Genomic DNA, 15,750 nt, shown 5'->3' on the forward strand with positions numbered 1-15,750 from the left:
CATATTAAGTACTTTAATCAGGTTCGTCAACCCCCTGAAATGAAAGGTCAAAATTTGCACAAGGCTAAGCTTGAACCCTATCGTCCGCCGGTGTGGTTGCGTAACGGCCATGTCCAGTCTGTGTGGCCGACCCTGTTCCGGAAAGTGACCTTGCCGGAACCGGAAACCGACATACTCGCCACCGATGATGACGATGAACTGTATCTGGACTGGTATCGCCAGGGAAGTGACCGGCTGGCGGTGATATCCCACGGGCTGGAAGGCCACAGCCGTAGGCCATACGTGCTTGGCCTGGCCAGGGCGTTGATGGCTGATGGCTGGGACGTGCTGGCATGGAACTTTCGGTCTTGCGGCGGGGTGATGAACCATCAGCCGCGCTTCTACCACAGTGGCGCCACTTCGGATCTGCATGCCGTCGTCAGTCATGCGCTGGGGCGGCGGTATCAGAACCTGTTCCTTTCCGGTTTCAGTATGGGCGGCAACCTCACGCTACTTTACCTGGGCGAGCAGGGCGAGCGTGTGGACAGCCGGATCAGCGGTGCGGTGACCTACTCCGTGCCTCTGGACCTGGCGGGCAGCGCGGACGTGCTCGCACTGCCCAGCCGGCGTATCTACATGCAGCGATTTTTAACCGATCTACAGGTAAAAATGCGGGAAAAAGCTGAAAAGTTCCCTGATCTGATAGACGTTAGCGGTTTTGAAAATATCCGGAGTTTTCACGAATTCGATAATCGTTACACGGCACCGCTGCATGGGTTCCAGGATGCGGCAGATTATTGGGCTCGGTGTTCGGCCTTGTTCCGGCTGAGCGATATCCGGGTGCCGACACTGGTGGTGAATGCGGCGGACGACCCGTTCCTCTCGGCCCGCTGTTTTCCAGACAATCGCCAAATACTGGGGCATTACGTCCAGATGGAAATTCCGAAGTGGGGCGGGCATGTGGGGTTTGTCCAGCATGCCCGGGATGGCTACTACTGGTCTGAGCGCCGGGCCCTGGGATTCGTACGCCAGGTGATCTGAATGGCTAGCTGCTGGCCTGGTTGTTCAGCAGCGGTTCCAGCTTCGGCCAGATGTTATCCAGCAGCTGGGGTTGCGCTTTTTCCGTCGGGTGAATGCCATCACCCTGCATCAACTCGTCCTGATCGTAGATACCGTCCAGGAAGAAGGGAACCAGAACCGTATTGTAGCGGTCTGACAGGGTCGGAAAGATATCGGCGAACATGGTGGTGTAGCGCTGGCCGTAGTTAGGCGGGATCTGCATGCCCACCAGCAAAGGGGTGGCGCCGGTATCACGCACCTGTTCGATCATGTTCGCCAGGTTGGATTCGATTACGTTGGGAGGGAAGCCTCGCAAACCATCATTGCCGCCCAGCTCAATGACGACAATGGTTGGGTCGTGGGCTTCCAGCAGGCCTGGCAGGCGCCGCAGGCCACCGTCGGTGGTTTCACCGCTGATGCTGGCATTCACCACGGTCCAGTCCAGATCCTGGCTCTCGATGCGATCCCGCAGCAGCTCTACCCACGCGGTTTCCGAGGGTACGCCATAGGCGGCACTCAGGCTGTCACCCACCACCAGCACTGTGTTCTGGCTGGCCAGCGCAGGCAAGGTGAGCAAGAGCAGAGCCGAGAGTACGATTGATCTGACGTACAGCGATATCGTATGCATAGTAAATTCATATACCCTTTACAGATTCAACAATACAGACAACGGAGCAACCGTGAACCAGATGACGGATCTCAGTAAAACCGATAGCAGCCCGATGTTGCGGGTGTCTGATCTGACCCATCGGGTCAGCCTGGAAACCGATACGCTCACGATCTTGCAGGGGGTCAGTCTGGAAATCAATCGGGGAGAGTCCGTAGCCATCGTTGGTCGCTCCGGTTCCGGCAAAACGACTTTGCTTGGCTTGCTTGCGGGCCTGGATACACCCACGGAAGGCACCGTTGAACTGGATGGTGCGGTCATCAGCAAGCTGAGTGAAGATGAGCGTGCCAAGCTCCGGGCCCGTCGGGTCGGGTTTGTGTTCCAGTCGTTCCAGTTGCTGCCGGCGTTGACCGCGCTGGAAAATGTGATGCTGCCGCTGGAACTGGGCGGCACGGAGGCACCGGAGCAGCGGGCCAGAGAATTGCTTGATCGGGTAGGTTTGGGGGAACGGCTGAACCATACCCCTCGTCAGTTGTCCGGTGGCGAGCAGCAGCGGGTCGCGATTGCGCGTGCCTTTGCATCCGACCCCGCCATTCTGTTTGCCGATGAGCCGACGGGCAATCTGGATAACCGGACCGGGCAGGCGGTGTCTGACCTGCTGATGGATCTGAACCGGGAGCAGGGCACCACACTGGTGATGGTTACCCATGATGAACACCTTGCCGAACGTTGCGGCCGGCAGCTGCACATCGAGGCGGGCATGCTGACTGAGCCGGATCTGGCCGGGGAGCCGGCACACTGATGGGAGCCTCAAAAAAACTCATGTCTGTGAGCCGTGACTGGCGCGAACGCGACGTTCGTGTGGTGCTGGTTGCGCTGATTATTGCTGTTGCCACCGTGGCCACGATTGCGCTGTTCGCCAGTCAGCTGCAGCGAACCCTGGTATCGTCTGCCAGTTCTTTTCTGGCGGCAGACCGGCAACTGGAAGCCGAGAACGGCCGTCCGATCCCACAGGAATGGTTAGAGAATGCCCAGTCCCGAGGCCTGGAAACCGGGCGCATGGTGGAGTTCTCCACCATGGTCTTCGGACAAAGCGGATTTCAGCTGGTCTCGGTCAAGGCGGTGAGTGACGAATATCCGTTGCGCGGCGAAATCGAGATCCAGCCCGGTGCTGAAGAGCCGAGACAGATTGTCAGTCAGGGCCCCGGCCCCGGCCAGGTGTGGGTGAATCCACGGTTGCTGCGTCTGCTCGAACTGGACATCGGCGATACTCTGGAAGTCGGCAATCTGAAGCTGGAAATTACTCGCTTGCTGATCCGCGAGCCGGATGGGGGCTTCCGGCTCTCATCATTGGCGCCACGGGTGATGATGCATGTGGATGATGTTGCCGCCACCGGTGTGGTCCAGGAAGGTAGCCGGGTGGAATACGTCTACCTGTTTGCCGGTGACGAAGGTGTGCTTGATGACTACTACCAGTGGCTGGAACCACAGCTGGAGCCCAGTCACGAGTGGGAAGGGGTCAGAGACGGTGAAACCTTCTCGCGCTCCCTGGAGCGGGCCGAACGCTTTCTGCTGCTGGGCGGCAGTCTTGCGGTGTTGCTGGCGGCGGTAGCCGTTGCCGTAGCCAGCCGGCAATACGCTCTGTCTCAGAGGGACACGGTGGCATTGCTGAAAACCCTTGGATTATCCACCCGGGGCATTGGTGAGCTCTACCTGCGGCGCCTCACTCTGTGGGGTGTCGTCGGTGTGTTGGGCGGTCTGGCGGTGGCGTTGCCGTTGTTCTGGCTGCTGGTGCGCTTGCTCAGTGACGTGCTGGAACGGCCGGTGGATTTTTATCTGGATCCGGCGGCATTAACGCCCGCCTTGCTGACGGCACTGGTTTCCCTGTTTGCGTTTGCCTATCCGCCCATTCGCCGTCTGCGCAACGTTCCCGCCATGCGGGTATTACGTTCCCAGCCCGGAGAGACTGGCCGGGAAGCCATTCCGGATATCCTGCTGGCGGTGGTCGCCGTGTTCGGGTTGGTATGGATGTACGCCGGCGAGCTGATGCTGGTGGTCGCACTGTTGGGTGGGCTGGTACTGCTGCTGGGTGTGCTCGGTCTGCTGGGGTGGGGCATGGTCGCCCTATTGCGCAGAGTGAAGGGTGGCGGCAACTCCTGGCGCCTGGCCCTGGTGGGCTTATATCGGCACCGTCGTGCCAGTATGGCGCAGATGGCGGTCTTTGCCATGACCCTGATGCTGGCGGCTACGCTGGTGTTGGTGCGTTCCTCGCTGCTGGACGACTGGCAGGCCCAACTGCCGGACGACGCGCCAAACCATTTCCTGATCAACATTGCCCCTGATGCGGTGGATGATGTTGAGGAATTCTGGGCCACTCACGGCGCGCCCCTGGAGACGCTTTATCCGATGGTTCGCGGTCGCCTGACCGAACTCAACGGCGAGCCGGTGAAAGAAGCGGTCAGCAAGGATGAGCGGGTTGGTGCGCTGAACCGGGAGCTGAATCTGACCTGGATGCCGGAGCTGCCGGAAGACAACCGGATTGTGGATGGCCAGTGGTTCGGGCCGGGCGAAACCGAGGGGGTTTCGGTAGAAGCTGAGCTGGCGGAGAAACTCGGTTTGCAGCTAGGTGATCGGCTGACCTTCACCATCGGCTCCAGCAAGGTGACCGAGCCGGTAACGAGTATTCGTACTGTGCAGTGGGACAGCATGAAACCCAATTTCTACATGGCCTTCCCGCCCGACGGCGGTCTGACTGACATGCCCGCCACCTGGATTACCGCGTTCTATCTGAACCCGGACAATAAACTGGCTCTGAACGACTTCTCGCGCCAGTTCCCGACGGTCTCGGTGCTGGAGATAGACCATATCATTGATCGCATCCAGCAGATTGTGCAGCAGGTAACTCAGGCCATTGAGGCAATCCTGGCGCTGATTCTCGCGGCCGCTCTTGTGGTGATGGCAGCGGTTGTCAGTGCCACCCTGCGGGATCGTCAGAGGGAAGGAGCGTTGCTGCGAACCCTGGGCGGCCAGCAGTCGTTGTTGGCACGCAGTACTATGCTGGAATTCGCACTGTTGGGGTTCTTTGCCGGTACGCTCGGTGTGATTGCGGCGGAAGGGGCGGTATATGCGCTCCAGGCCGGAATGTTCGAGGGCACTTTCCGCTGGCACTGGCAGGTGGTGCTGCCAGTACCACTGATTGCAGCCATTCTGTTGGCGCTGTTTGGCCGCTGGCAATTACGACCAGTGCTTAGCGTATCGCCGATGCTACTGCTTCGTCGCCTCGAGTGATCGGGTTTTAGCGATAGTTTGAGAGAATGGCGTCGAGTTCGCCATTCTCCTGGATATTTGCCAGCTCCTGGTTGAAGGCCTCGGCAAACGCTTTCCAGTCTTTACGCAGCATGATCCGGAAGCCGAACTGGCTGATTCCTTCCACAGAAGAGCGAAAGTGCTCGGTCAGTCCTTCGTTCCTGAGAATCCATTGCCCGACCAACCGATCGGCAAGCGCTGCGTGAAACTGCTCGCCATGCAGCACAAAGGTGAAAATCTCCCGATCTCTGGAGACGTCAAATCGCTTAATGCGATGATCTTTGAAATAGGGCTCGAGAAAGGGATAGTAGTATCCCAGTGGCGTGACAATCGTCTTGCCGTAGAGGTCTGCGGGGTGTTTGTATTCAAGCTCAGAGCTCTTCGGGAAGAAGAATACTTCCTCCACGTGAACGACCGGGTCGGTAAACAGGAACTTCTCCGGCTCTTCCGTCCACTCTATGGCCCTTGGCGTGCCGTCAATGTAGCCGTCGGCAAGCATAGGGTCTACCCGTTTTCTGGGGATTTTTACCGGTTCCACGTCGTAGCCCAGGCGGGGGACAATCAGGTTTACAACGTCCCACATAATACCGGAGGGCTTGCTGCCATCAACGATCAGATAAGGTGGGTACCCGTTAGGAGAGATGTTGAAGCGGAACACCCGCTCCTGATTGTCCACTTCGGCAGCGGCATTGCCACTGAAAGTGGTTAGCAGGCTCAACAGGATCGCGGTAAAGGAGAGCTTGAAAAGGAGTTTCTTCATGGCGGAACTCTGGATAGGACAGGCCCATACGCTGGTTAGATCGATACCCGGCCAACTCCCTGCCAGAATGCCCGCTAAATATTACCTTCTTACTATTTTATTTCAATCATTGTGAATCTGACTTTAGGCTAACCCCGGCCAGAGAGGGCCGGGGAGAGATATGCCTCCGAGGTATCAGGCCCAGGCGCGACGAAGCACCGCCATGGCATCTTCGTGGCTCACTTCCCGGGGGTTGAACATGATCGAGCCGTCGTCCAGGGCCAGCTTGGCAATGCTTTCCAGCTGATTCTCCAGTACTTTGCCGGTTTCTTTCAACGTCCGGGGCAGTTCGCAGCGCTTGTAGAGGGCATCCCGCAGTTTTCGAATGGCTGAAATACTGGCCTCGGCACGTCGGCTCGCAGGGGTGGCGGAGTAGACGTCCGGACCTTCCAGGTACAGCAGCAACTCGCCCAAAGGCTCCCGAATGCTCTCAAGGTTGAACTCAAGCACATAGGGCAGGTACAGGCTCATGCACAGTCCGTGGGGCAGGTGGCAGATGGCTCCGGTAGCATGTCCCAGAGAGTGGACCAGGCCCACCATGGAGTTGGAAAAGGCAATGCCCGCCATGGTTGACGCCTGAGCCAGTTCCAGTCGGCCATCACTGTCTTTCGGATTATCCATGACTGAAAGCAGGGATTGGCTCACCTTCTTGACTGCTGCCGTGGCGTACGCGTCGCTCAGGGGGTTTTTGGCCATGCAGGTGAACGCTTCCGTAGCATGGGTGAGCGCGTCCATAGCGGTGGCCGCCGTAATGTGGGGCGGCAGGGTCAGGGTCATACGCGGGTCGATGATGGCGGCGTTAGGCAGCAGGAATGATGAGGTAAACGGAAGTTTTACGCCTTTTTTCTCATCGGTGATGACCGCCACCGAGGTTACCTCGGAACCGGTACCCGCCGTGGTGGGCACAACAAAGAACGGCTTGAGCGGGTGCTTGAGAACACCGGCGCCACTGTATTTGGCGATATTATCGCCGCCTTCGGATACCAGAATATTGACCGCCTTGCCGGTATCAATGGCGGAGCCGCCGCCCACCGCAATGATCGAGTCGCATTTTTCCTTGCGGTAAACGCTGGCAATGTCTTTCACCACCGACGTGGAGGAATCCGGTGGCACATCATCGTAAATGGATACAATCTCCAGCCCGCTTTCTTCGCAGGCGGCAATTACCGGATCGAGCAAGCCGGCCGCGCGCACCCCTTTATCCGTGACAATCATAGGCCGTTTGGCTGCCAGGCCAGTCAGTTCATAGGGAATGTGTTCCAGCGCGGCTTTACCGGCAATCACTTTTACCGGGCAGAAGAACTCGTAGTATTTGTTGGTCATTATGCTCTCACTGTCTCGACGAATTGGGTGGCGACTTTCAGATAAATGCGGGCGGCACTGATGAGTTTTTCAGGCAGTTTGATGGTTGCCGGATATTCTTTGACCGCCCTTTCGGCAATTAGTCGGGGCAGGATGAATGATTCCAGTCGGTTGAGAACCCGGGTCATCCGCACCGCGTAACTCACATCCCCATCCACCAGCATGCGGTCGTTGGCAAAGGCAACGGAGGTCTTCTCCTGAAACGACAGTACCAGGAAGGCATGGGCGATATGCTTGAACTGGATCGAGAGGTCAACGGGGCGTGGAGCCTCATCCCCGTGGAAGAGCAATTTACCGTTGCCGGTGTGCTCAACGATGAGTTTTGGCCCGTTGGGCATAACCTGCATCTCGAACAGGAAGCCCTCCGGCAGTTCGCAGGTTTCGTTTCGGGTGGCTTCATCCACCTCGCTGATTGCCTGCAGTGCGCGCCCCATCACCTGGAACATCAGCTCAACATAGCTGCGTCGTGCGTGGGACATCATTGGCTGAAGTCGTTTTACGATCATGGTCGCCATCCGATTGTTGTTGGTTAATCTGATTTTTAGAGTTATTGCTCTAGAAGTCAATGCAATCGTTGACGCGGTTTTTGTGTCAGGTCAGCAAATGTGACAACCATAAAAAAACCGGGCGTATTGGCGCCCGGCTTTTTTTGACACTGCAAACAGCTATTCGTTGAGTTCGGCCAGCTTGCGCTGAGCTTCAGCCCCCACATCACCACCGGCCTCAGCGGCGGTGGAGTAATAGGCTGCTGCCTCCCTGCGTTGGCCCTGTTGCCGCGCGATATCACCTAGTCGGAGATAGGCAATGGAAGTGGGTACCACCTGATTGGCTTTCTCCAGATGGCTTTTTGCCTTGCCAAGGTTGTTCAGCTCCAGTTCGTTCAAACCGCTGTACAGCTGATACTGGAACATCTCCGGATAGAGTGACACGGCCTTGTCGAAATCGGCTTTGGCCTTCTCCGGTTGTTCCATGCCCCGATAGATTCGGCCGCGCAGCGCAAAGAACATGGCTTCTCGCGGTTCCAGCTTGATGGCCTTGTTTACCTGATCGAGAGCCGCTTCATACTTGCCTTCTGAGGCCAGCTTCATGGCTTCATCGTGAGCATCGTAGGCTGGCTGAAGTTCCTTGAGCTTGGCGATACGGCGCTGGTAAACGTCCCGGCCGCGATAACCGCCGGCACCGATCTTCTGAACCAGCTCCTGGTTTTCCTGAACCCGCTTGGCAGAGGGAGGGTGAGTGGCGAACAGGCCATCCAGCCATCCGCTCTGACGGCCTTCCGATAGCTTCAGAAACAGCTGTTGGAGCTCTACGGCGGCTTGTGGATCATAGCCGGCTTCTTTCATGTATCGGATACCGTAGGCATCGGATTCCAGTTCGTCTCCCTGGCTGTACTGGGCCAGCGCCAGCTGTGCACCCAGAGCTGCACCACCCATGATCAACCCGGCCCATTCATTATCGGAAAGGGCGAAGCCCAGTCCGGCCACCCCGGCGCTGATCAACATGCCCTGCTGCATCCGCTGCACGCTGTGGCGGGCTGCTGCATGAACAATCTCGTGGCCCAGCACCGATGCCAACTGGGCTTCATCCTCCAGCTCCACCAGCAGGCCGCGGTTGATGGCGATCTTGCCGCCGGGCAGGGCCCAGGCATTGGGCACGCTGTTATTGAGCACGACAAATTCATAAGGAAGGTCTGGCCGGTCACTCACGCGCGCCAGCTTCTGGCCCACATCACGCACATAAATGGAAAGTTCCGGGTCGATGTAGAAGCGGCCGCCCTGGGTCTGTTGTGTGGGTGTGTACTGTTCCGCTCCCAGTGCCAGCTCCTGGTTCTCTGAAATCAGAGACAGCTGCTTCTCTCCGGTTACCGGGTTCACAGAACACCCACCCAGCCCTGTCAGTGTGAGGGCGATTGCCGCTATCGCGATATATCTGGTCAACATTCCGGGTCTCACTTATGTCTCCTTAACGTTGGGGTAAGTTTATAGCACAGACCGGTTTCCGACGTCGGCACCGCCCGACAGACAGTGGTCGGCGCGCTCCCCTTGGCGTATCATAACGGAAGTTTTCGCCCTATTTATCTCCCCAATCCAGGCTTTTTAACCACCCAATGAGCTACTATCTGGAATTTCTGGCACTGATCTGGTTTTTTGTCTGCTGGGGAGGGTACACCTGGTATTCGCGCAATCGCGCCAACTCTCGCTCGTGTCTGTCGAACACCCTGGATTTATACCGCGAAGACTGGATGCGGGTCATGCTCAAGCGTGAAAACCGTATTTCAGACGCCTCGGTTGTCGGTAACCTGGAACGCAACGGAGCGTTTTTTGCGTCCAGCTGTCTGCTGATTCTCGCCGGTATTATCACCGCCCTCGGCTACACCAGCGAGGCTATGGAAATTTTTGCCACCATGCCATTTTCCGCTGTGCCCAGTCGTGAAATCTGGGAATTGCGATTGGTGGTGTTGCTGGTGGTCTTTATTTACGCGTTTTTCAAGTTCACCTGGTCCATGAGAATGTACAATTTCGTGGCCGTCATGATTGGCAGTGCGCCGCTACCAGACGACAGCAAGACCAGTCCGGCAGCGCGAGAGGCCTTTGCCCGCAGCGCCGGCAACATCTGTAACCTGGCCGGCGACGCGTTTAACCTTGGCTTGCGTTCTTACTACTATGCCCTGGCTGTGGTGGCCTGGTTCATTCATCCGGTGGCCTTTATGGCTGCCTCAACCCTGGTGGTGTACGTACTCTACCGCCGGGAATTCCACTCAGATGCATTATCCGCCCTGCGCGACGGCAAGGTCTTCGAAGAAGCCATACCCGCCCGTGCCGATGCGGACGTAAAATCCAAGAACTGATCTGCAGGACAGTCCTGAATGAATGATGAAACCCGAATAAACCGGGTTAACCGGTTTATCAGTACGCTCAACCAGGCAAGGGAACTGGGTCTGAACGCAACGGAGGCGGGTGAAGGCTATCTGGTTATGGAGCTGCCTTACAGCGACAGGATTATTGGCAACCCGGACACTGGAGTTATCCATGGTGGCGCTATCACGACCCTGATGGACACCGCCTCCGGCTCGGTAATGATCTGTGGTCTGGACGAATTTGAGCTGTGTCCGACCCTGGATCTCAGAGTGGATTACATGCGCCCGGCGGAGCCCCGGAAGCCGGTGTACGCGAGGGCAGAGACCTACAAGATCACCCGTAACATCATCTTTACGCGCTGCGAGGCCTATCAGGAGGAGGGTGAAACCATCGCCAATTGCGTGGGCACCTTCATGCGCATTGGCAAAGAAGCCACGCCGAAATCCTATCGCGACCTGATCACCGGAGGTGAGGAATGACCGACCCGGAAATTCTGCGCTACACCCAGGAAACCGGCGACTTCTCGCGCATGACGGAGAGTATCCCGTACGCCAGCTGGATTGGCCTGCAGTGCGACCGATTTGGTGATGACCTGATCTTCCGCCTGCCCGCAAAGGAAGAGAACCTGGGCAATCCGATCCTGCCTGCCATTCATGGCGGTGTGATTGGTGGTTTTATGGAAATGTCTGCGGCTATTTATCTGATTATGTCCCAGGACACCTTCCGCATGCCCCGAATTGTCGATTTCTCCCTCGACTATCTTCGGGCCGGCCTGAACCGGGAAACGTACGCCGAGTGCCGGCTTACCCGCCAGGGTAACCGCGTGGCCAATGTGATGATCTCCGCCTGGCAGAAGTCTCGCTCCCAGCCCATCGCTACCGCCCGCGCTCACTTCCTGCTCGAAGACTGATTTTGGGTGCTCGCCGGGGTTGAAATACTCCGGCCAACCCCCACTCTCTTGCTCATAAAACTGTTTCTTTATTTGTGACACAGCAGGAGACCAAACCAGCCATGACGGTAGAAGCCAACAAAGAGACCCTGGGATTCCAGACTGAAGTGAAGCAACTGCTTCACCTGATGATCCACTCTCTGTACTCGAACAAAGAGATCTTCCTTCGTGAGCTTATCTCTAACGCCTCAGACGCCGAAGACAAACTGCGCTTCGCTGCCCTGAAAGACGACAAGCTGTTTGAAGGCGATTCGGATCTCAAGATTCGCCTGGATTACGATAAAGATGCCGGCACCATCACCATCGCCGACAACGGGATCGGTATGACCCGTGACGATGTGATCGCCAACCTGGGCACCATCGCCAAGTCCGGCACCGCCGAGTTCCTCAAGCAACTGTCTGGCGACGAGAAAAAAGACAGCAAGCTGATCGGTCAGTTCGGTGTTGGTTTCTACTCCGCGTTCATCGTGGCGGACAAAGTGGAAGTATTCACCCGCAAGGCGGGCGAGCCTGCCGACAACGGCGTGCACTGGGAATCCAAGGGCGATGGCGAGTTCACCATCGAGCCGGCGACTCGTGAGCAGCGTGGTACCGAAATCGTGCTGCACCTGAAATCCGAGGATAAAGAGTTTGCCGATGGCTGGAAGCTGCGCAGCCTGGTGAAGAAGTACTCTGACCACATCTCATTCCCGGTGGTAATGAAGTCCGAATCGGAAGAAGAGGACAAGAAGGGCGAAGAAGAGACGGTAAACGATGCCACCGCCCTGTGGACATTGCCTCGTACTGAGATCAAAGACGAAGAGTACAAGGAGTTCTACAAACACATCGCCCACGATTTTGAAGACCCGCTGACCTGGTCCCACAATAAGGTAGAAGGCAAGCTGGACTACACCAGCCTGCTGTACATCCCCAAGCGCGCGCCGTTCGACCTGTACAACCGGGAAGCGCCCCGTGGCCTGAAACTGTACGTGCAGCGCGTGTTCATCATGGACGACGCCGAGCAGTTCCTGCCGCTGTACCTGCGGTTCGCCAAGGGCGTGATCGATTCCAACGATCTGTCCCTGAACGTATCGCGGGAAATCCTGCAGAACGACAGCACCGTGGAGAGCATCCGCACCGCCATGACCAAGCGGGTGCTGGACATGCTGTCCAAGCTGGCCAAGAAAGACAGCGATGAGTACCAGGGCTTCTGGGATGAGTTCGGCACTGTGCTGAAAGAAGGCCCGGCAGAAGACTTCAGCAATCGCGAAAAGATTGCCGGCCTGCTGCGTTTTGCCACTACCCATACCGGTGAAGCCACCCAGAACGTGTCTCTGGATGATTACATCAGCCGGATGAAGGAAGGCCAGAACAAGATCTACTACATCACCGGTGACAATTTTGCTGCGGCCAAGAGTAGTCCGCACCTGGAAGTATTCCGCAAGAAAGGCATCGAAGTGCTTATCCTCTCCGATCGCATCGACGAGTGGATGATGGGCTACCTGAACGAATACGACGGCAAGCAGTTCCAGGACGTGGCCCGTGGTGATCTCGACCTGGGTGAAGTGGAAACCGAGGAAGACAAGAAGCACCAGGAAGAAGCTGCAAAAGAGCACAAGGACCTGCTGGAGCGCATCAAGACCGCTCTGGAAGACCAGGTGCAGGAAGTACGGGTAACCAATCGCCTGACCGATTCACCGGCATGCCTGGTGGTGGGGCAGTTCGATATGGGCGCCCAGATGAAGAAGATCATGGAAGCCGCCGGCCAGAAAGTGCCGGAGAGCAAGCCGATCTTTGAAATCAACGTGGATCATCCGCTGGTTCAGCGACTCGAAGCCGAGCAGGGCGAAGAGCGCTTCAGGGAGCTGTCTGCCGTTCTGTTCGACCAGGCCACCCTGGCCAGTGGTGAACAGCTGAAAGACCCTGGCGCCTATGTTAGCCGCCTGAACCGACTGTTGCTTGAACTGGCCAACTGAGACAGACGCGCCAATGCAGCAGATCATTGTGGACATCAGTATCAGCCCTGATGAGTGGATCAAGCTCTATCAGGGCGTGGCCACCGATGTTCACACCAGGGCCCGGGACGGACGTTCTGTCCGGTTCCCGGCCCGTATTCTCTCCCGTTTCTTCCTCAATGACGGCGTACGCGGCAGCTTTCGCATCCTGTTTGACGATGCCGGAAAGTTCACCTCTATCGAGCGCCTTTAATCGATAAACAAAAACTCTCGCAAATTTATTTTTAATTAATTGTTCCTCTTAATAGCGTCGGCGGTAAGGTAATGGTGTTCTCGTTAACGCAGGAGTTACCCAATGTCAGCGTTGTCCTATCTCACACCGGTTGCGTGGCGTGACTTCCTGGGAATTCTGGCCGATTACTGCGGGAATTATGCGATTGCCCAGTGAGTTACAGGTTCCCAGTGCAGCGGGAAAAACGATAGCCCTTAACTATTCTGGCGGTAGGAAACATTCAAGCAGCCAACCGTGGATGATCTATATTGATAGTTGCTCTTGAATAAGAATCGCCTTTTTGCCAATGACGCAGAAGCAGGAGAGTACGATGAGTGAGACCAATTCTGGTGGTAAGTGCCCGGTTATGCACGGCGGCAGTACCGCCCACGCTCAGGACAATACCAATTGGTGGCCCGAGGCCCTGAACCTGGACATCCTGCACCAGCACGACCACAAGACCAACCCCATGGGGGAAGACTTCGATTATCGCGAAGAGGTCAAAAAGCTCGACTACGAAGCCCTCGAAAAGGACATGCACGATTTGATGACCAACAGCCAGGATTGGTGGCCGGCAGACTGGGGGCATTACGGTGGTTTGATGATCCGGCTTGCCTGGCACGCAGCGGGTACCTACCGACTGGCCGATGGTCGTGGCGGCGGTGGTACCGGTAACCAGCGCTTCGCTCCTCTGAATTCCTGGCCTGATAACGGCAACCTCGACAAGGCCCGCAGACTTCTTTGGCCCTTGAAGAAGAAGTATGGAAACAAGGTGAGCTGGGCCGATCTGTTTATCCTGGCTGGCAACATTGCCTATGAATCCATGGGCTTCAAGACTTTCGGTTTCTCGTACGGCCGGGCAGACATCTGGCATCCGGAGAAAGATATCTACTGGGGTGCAGAGAAAGAGTGGCTGGCACCGTCCGACGAACGTTATGAGAACGTAGAGAAGCCAGACACCATGGAAAACCCGCTGGCAGCGGTACAGATGGGTCTGATTTACGTAAACCCCGAGGGCGTTAACGGCGTATCCGATCCGATCAAATCCGGCGACCAGGTGCTGGAAACGTTCGCCCGTATGGCGATGAATGCGGAAGAAACCGCCGCCCTGACGGCAGGCGGGCACACCGTTGGTAAAACCCACGGTAATGGTGACGCCGAGGCACTTGGCCCCGAGCCTGAAGGTGCCGACGTGCACGAGCAGGGCCTTGGCTGGCACAACCCGAATATGGGTGGAAAAGCGGCTAACGCCATCACGTCGGGCATTGAAGGTGCCTGGACCACGAACCCAACCCAGTTTGACATGGGTTATTTCGAGTTGCTGTTTGGCTATGAGTGGGAGCTGAGAAAGAGCCCGGCCGGTGCCAATCAGTGGGAACCGATTGATATCAAGGAAGAGCACAAGCCGGTAGACGCCACGGATCCTTCCAAACGCCACAATCCGATCATGACCGATGCGGATATGGCCATGAAGATGCACCCGACTTTCCGGCCGATCTGTGAAAAGTTCATGAAGGACCCGGAGTACTTCAAGGACTGCTTCGCCCGCGCCTGGTTCAAGCTGACCCACCGGGATATGGGGCCGAAGTCCCGTTACATCGGCCCGGATGTGCCGGCCGAAGATCTGATCTGGCAGGATCCTATTCCCCAGGGAGAGACCAACTATATCGAGGAAGTGGTTAAAGAGAAGATTGACGAAGCCGGCCTGACCCTTAACGAGCTGATCACAACGGCCTGGGACAGCGCCCGTACTTTCCGTGGCTCTGACATGCGCGGTGGTGCCAATGGTGCCCGTATTCGCCTGGCCCCCCAGAAAGACTGGGAAGGCAACGAGCCCCAGCGTCTGGCCAAGGTGCTGAAGGTTTACGAAAAGATCTCCGCTGATACCGGTGCCAGCATTGCCGATGTCATTGTGCTTGGCGGTAATCTGGGTATCGAAAAGGCTGCCAGAGCGGCAGGTTATCCGGTACACGTGCCATTCCTGAAAGGTCGTGGCGATGCCACCGATGAGATGACGGATGCGGAATCTTTTGAGCCGCTGGAGCCGCTGGCGGATGGCTTCCGTAACTGGCAGAAGAAGGAATACGTGGTCAAACCGGAAGAAATGCTGCTGGATCGGGCGCAGCTGATGGGCCTGACCGCACCGGAAATGACGGTACTGGTCGGTGGTATGCGCGTACTGGGTACCAACCATGGTGGCACCAAGCACGGTGTGTTCACCGATCGCGAAGGCCAGCTCACCAACGACTTCTTCGTGAACCTGACCGACATGGCGTACCGTTGGGTGCCGAAGGGCGGCAATGTCTACGACATCGTGGATCGCAAGAGTGGTAGCACCAAGTGGACGGCTTCCCGTGTAGACCTGGTGTTTGGCTCTAACTCCATCCTGCGTTCATACGCCGAGGTGTACGCTCAGGACGACAATCAGGAGAAGTTCGTGAACGACTTCGTTGCCGCCTGGACCAAGGTGATGAACAACGACCGCTTCGACGTGAAGAAGTAAACCTGCAGTGATTAGCCGGGCGTCCTGTTTCGGGATGCCCGGCTACCTATTTCCCCCCGAATTCCTTACAATCCGCTCCGCCTGATTTTTGATCAGCCGTATTCTGATTCACTTCTCTCAGTT

General features: G+C 57.0%; 14 protein-coding genes. 9 read left to right on the top strand and 5 right to left on the bottom strand.

Annotated elements, in window-relative coordinates; all coding sequences use genetic code 11:
* The first annotated feature begins 54 nt into the window (after positions 1-54).
* Entirely contained in the window at positions 55-1,020 is a 966-nt protein-coding gene (locus ACAM27_RS10080) for a YheT family hydrolase (RefSeq protein WP_369611893.1), read from the top strand.
* 4 nt (positions 1,021-1,024) lie between these two features.
* Here ACAM27_RS10080 and ACAM27_RS10085 read toward each other — a convergent pair whose 3' ends face one another.
* Positions 1,025-1,666: an arylesterase gene (locus ACAM27_RS10085; RefSeq protein WP_369611894.1), complete on the bottom strand. Its 642-nt coding sequence runs from the start codon at positions 1,664-1,666 to the stop codon at positions 1,025-1,027.
* A 61-nt stretch (positions 1,667-1,727) separates the two neighbouring features.
* Between ACAM27_RS10085 and ACAM27_RS10090 the strand changes: the two genes are divergently transcribed.
* Both ACAM27_RS10090 and ACAM27_RS10095 read left to right on the top strand, forming a co-directional pair.
* Positions 1,728-2,447 (top strand): ABC transporter ATP-binding protein, encoded by a 720-nt coding sequence (locus ACAM27_RS10090; RefSeq protein WP_369612875.1) that lies wholly within the window; start codon positions 1,728-1,730, stop codon positions 2,445-2,447.
* Positions 2,447-4,933: an ABC transporter permease gene (locus ACAM27_RS10095; protein ID WP_369611895.1), complete on the top strand. Its 2,487-nt coding sequence runs from the start codon at positions 2,447-2,449 to the stop codon at positions 4,931-4,933. The genes ACAM27_RS10090 and ACAM27_RS10095 overlap by 1 nt, the downstream gene beginning before the upstream one ends.
* A 7-nt stretch (positions 4,934-4,940) precedes the next feature.
* On the opposite strand, the gene ACAM27_RS10100 is transcribed toward ACAM27_RS10095, so the two are convergent.
* The 4 genes from ACAM27_RS10100 to ACAM27_RS10115 form a co-directional block, all read right to left on the bottom strand.
* Positions 4,941-5,711 (bottom strand): ABC transporter substrate-binding protein, encoded by a 771-nt coding sequence (locus ACAM27_RS10100; RefSeq protein ID WP_011784557.1) that lies wholly within the window; start codon positions 5,709-5,711, stop codon positions 4,941-4,943.
* A gap of 174 nt (positions 5,712-5,885) precedes the next feature.
* On the bottom strand, positions 5,886-7,073 hold the full coding sequence (locus ACAM27_RS10105) for an iron-containing alcohol dehydrogenase (protein WP_199451798.1): 1,188 nt from the start codon (positions 7,071-7,073) through the stop codon (positions 5,886-5,888).
* Positions 7,073-7,618, bottom strand: coding sequence for a hypothetical protein (locus ACAM27_RS10110; RefSeq protein ID WP_014421800.1), 546 nt, complete (start codon positions 7,616-7,618; stop codon positions 7,073-7,075). Before ACAM27_RS10110 ends, ACAM27_RS10105 begins: the two co-directional genes overlap by 1 nt.
* 159 nt (positions 7,619-7,777) lie before the next feature.
* The gene (locus tag ACAM27_RS10115; protein ID WP_041654787.1) at positions 7,778-9,052 is read right to left on the bottom strand and encodes a M48 family metalloprotease; all 1,275 of its coding nucleotides are present in this window, start codon (positions 9,050-9,052) and stop codon (positions 7,778-7,780) included.
* A 167-nt stretch (positions 9,053-9,219) separates the two neighbouring features.
* Here ACAM27_RS10115 and ACAM27_RS10120 point away from each other — a divergent pair, with 167 nt between their 5' ends.
* The 6 genes from ACAM27_RS10120 (at position 9,220) to katG (ending at position 15,627) form a co-directional block, all read left to right on the top strand.
* Positions 9,220-9,960 carry a DUF599 domain-containing protein gene (locus tag ACAM27_RS10120; protein ID WP_014421798.1) on the top strand — a complete coding sequence of 247 codons (741 nt, stop codon included), beginning with the start codon at positions 9,220-9,222 and terminating at the stop codon, positions 9,958-9,960.
* Positions 9,961-9,978: 18 nt separating this feature from the next.
* Positions 9,979-10,449, top strand: coding sequence for a PaaI family thioesterase (locus tag ACAM27_RS10125; RefSeq protein WP_369611896.1), 471 nt, complete (start codon positions 9,979-9,981; stop codon positions 10,447-10,449).
* The gene (locus ACAM27_RS10130) at positions 10,446-10,880 is read left to right on the top strand and encodes a PaaI family thioesterase (RefSeq protein ID WP_369611897.1); all 435 of its coding nucleotides are present in this window, start codon (positions 10,446-10,448) and stop codon (positions 10,878-10,880) included. The genes ACAM27_RS10125 and ACAM27_RS10130 overlap by 4 nt, the downstream gene beginning before the upstream one ends.
* Before the next feature lie 101 nt (positions 10,881-10,981).
* Positions 10,982-12,874: a molecular chaperone HtpG gene (htpG, locus tag ACAM27_RS10135; RefSeq protein ID WP_369611898.1), complete on the top strand. Its 1,893-nt coding sequence runs from the start codon at positions 10,982-10,984 to the stop codon at positions 12,872-12,874.
* Positions 12,875-12,887: 13 nt separating this feature from the next.
* Complete coding sequence (locus ACAM27_RS10140) at positions 12,888-13,106, top strand: DUF2835 domain-containing protein (RefSeq protein ID WP_014421794.1); 219 nt, start codon at positions 12,888-12,890, stop codon at positions 13,104-13,106.
* A 349-nt stretch (positions 13,107-13,455) separates the two neighbouring features.
* Positions 13,456-15,627, top strand: a complete 2,172-nt coding sequence (katG, locus tag ACAM27_RS10145) for a catalase/peroxidase HPI (RefSeq protein WP_369611899.1) — start codon at positions 13,456-13,458, stop codon at positions 15,625-15,627.
* Positions 15,628-15,750 lie beyond the last annotated feature (123 nt).

It is taken from the genome of Marinobacter sp. RI1 (genome assembly GCF_041155085.1).
Lineage (GTDB): Bacteria > Pseudomonadota > Gammaproteobacteria > Pseudomonadales > Oleiphilaceae > Marinobacter > Marinobacter nauticus.

Coding starts and splice junctions, on each gene's coding strand:
- ACAM27_RS10085 (WP_369611894.1), bottom strand. CDS start 1,666: ATGCATACGATATCGCTGTACGTCAGATCAATCGTACTCTCGGCTCTG.
- ACAM27_RS10090 (WP_369612875.1), top strand. CDS start 1,728: ATGACGGATCTCAGTAAAACCGATAGCAGCCCGATGTTGCGGGTGTCT.
- ACAM27_RS10095 (WP_369611895.1), top strand. CDS start 2,447: ATGGGAGCCTCAAAAAAACTCATGTCTGTGAGCCGTGACTGGCGCGAA.
- ACAM27_RS10100 (WP_011784557.1), bottom strand. CDS start 5,711: ATGAAGAAACTCCTTTTCAAGCTCTCCTTTACCGCGATCCTGTTGAGC.
- ACAM27_RS10105 (WP_199451798.1), bottom strand. CDS start 7,073: ATGACCAACAAATACTACGAGTTCTTCTGCCCGGTAAAAGTGATTGCC.
- ACAM27_RS10110 (WP_014421800.1), bottom strand. CDS start 7,618: ATGATCGTAAAACGACTTCAGCCAATGATGTCCCACGCACGACGCAGC.
- ACAM27_RS10115 (WP_041654787.1), bottom strand. CDS start 9,052: ATGTTGACCAGATATATCGCGATAGCGGCAATCGCCCTCACACTGACA.
- ACAM27_RS10120 (WP_014421798.1), top strand. CDS start 9,220: ATGAGCTACTATCTGGAATTTCTGGCACTGATCTGGTTTTTTGTCTGC.
- ACAM27_RS10125 (WP_369611896.1), top strand. CDS start 9,979: ATGAATGATGAAACCCGAATAAACCGGGTTAACCGGTTTATCAGTACG.
- ACAM27_RS10130 (WP_369611897.1), top strand. CDS start 10,446: ATGACCGACCCGGAAATTCTGCGCTACACCCAGGAAACCGGCGACTTC.
- htpG (WP_369611898.1), top strand. CDS start 10,982: ATGACGGTAGAAGCCAACAAAGAGACCCTGGGATTCCAGACTGAAGTG.
- ACAM27_RS10140 (WP_014421794.1), top strand. CDS start 12,888: ATGCAGCAGATCATTGTGGACATCAGTATCAGCCCTGATGAGTGGATC.
- katG (WP_369611899.1), top strand. CDS start 13,456: ATGAGTGAGACCAATTCTGGTGGTAAGTGCCCGGTTATGCACGGCGGC.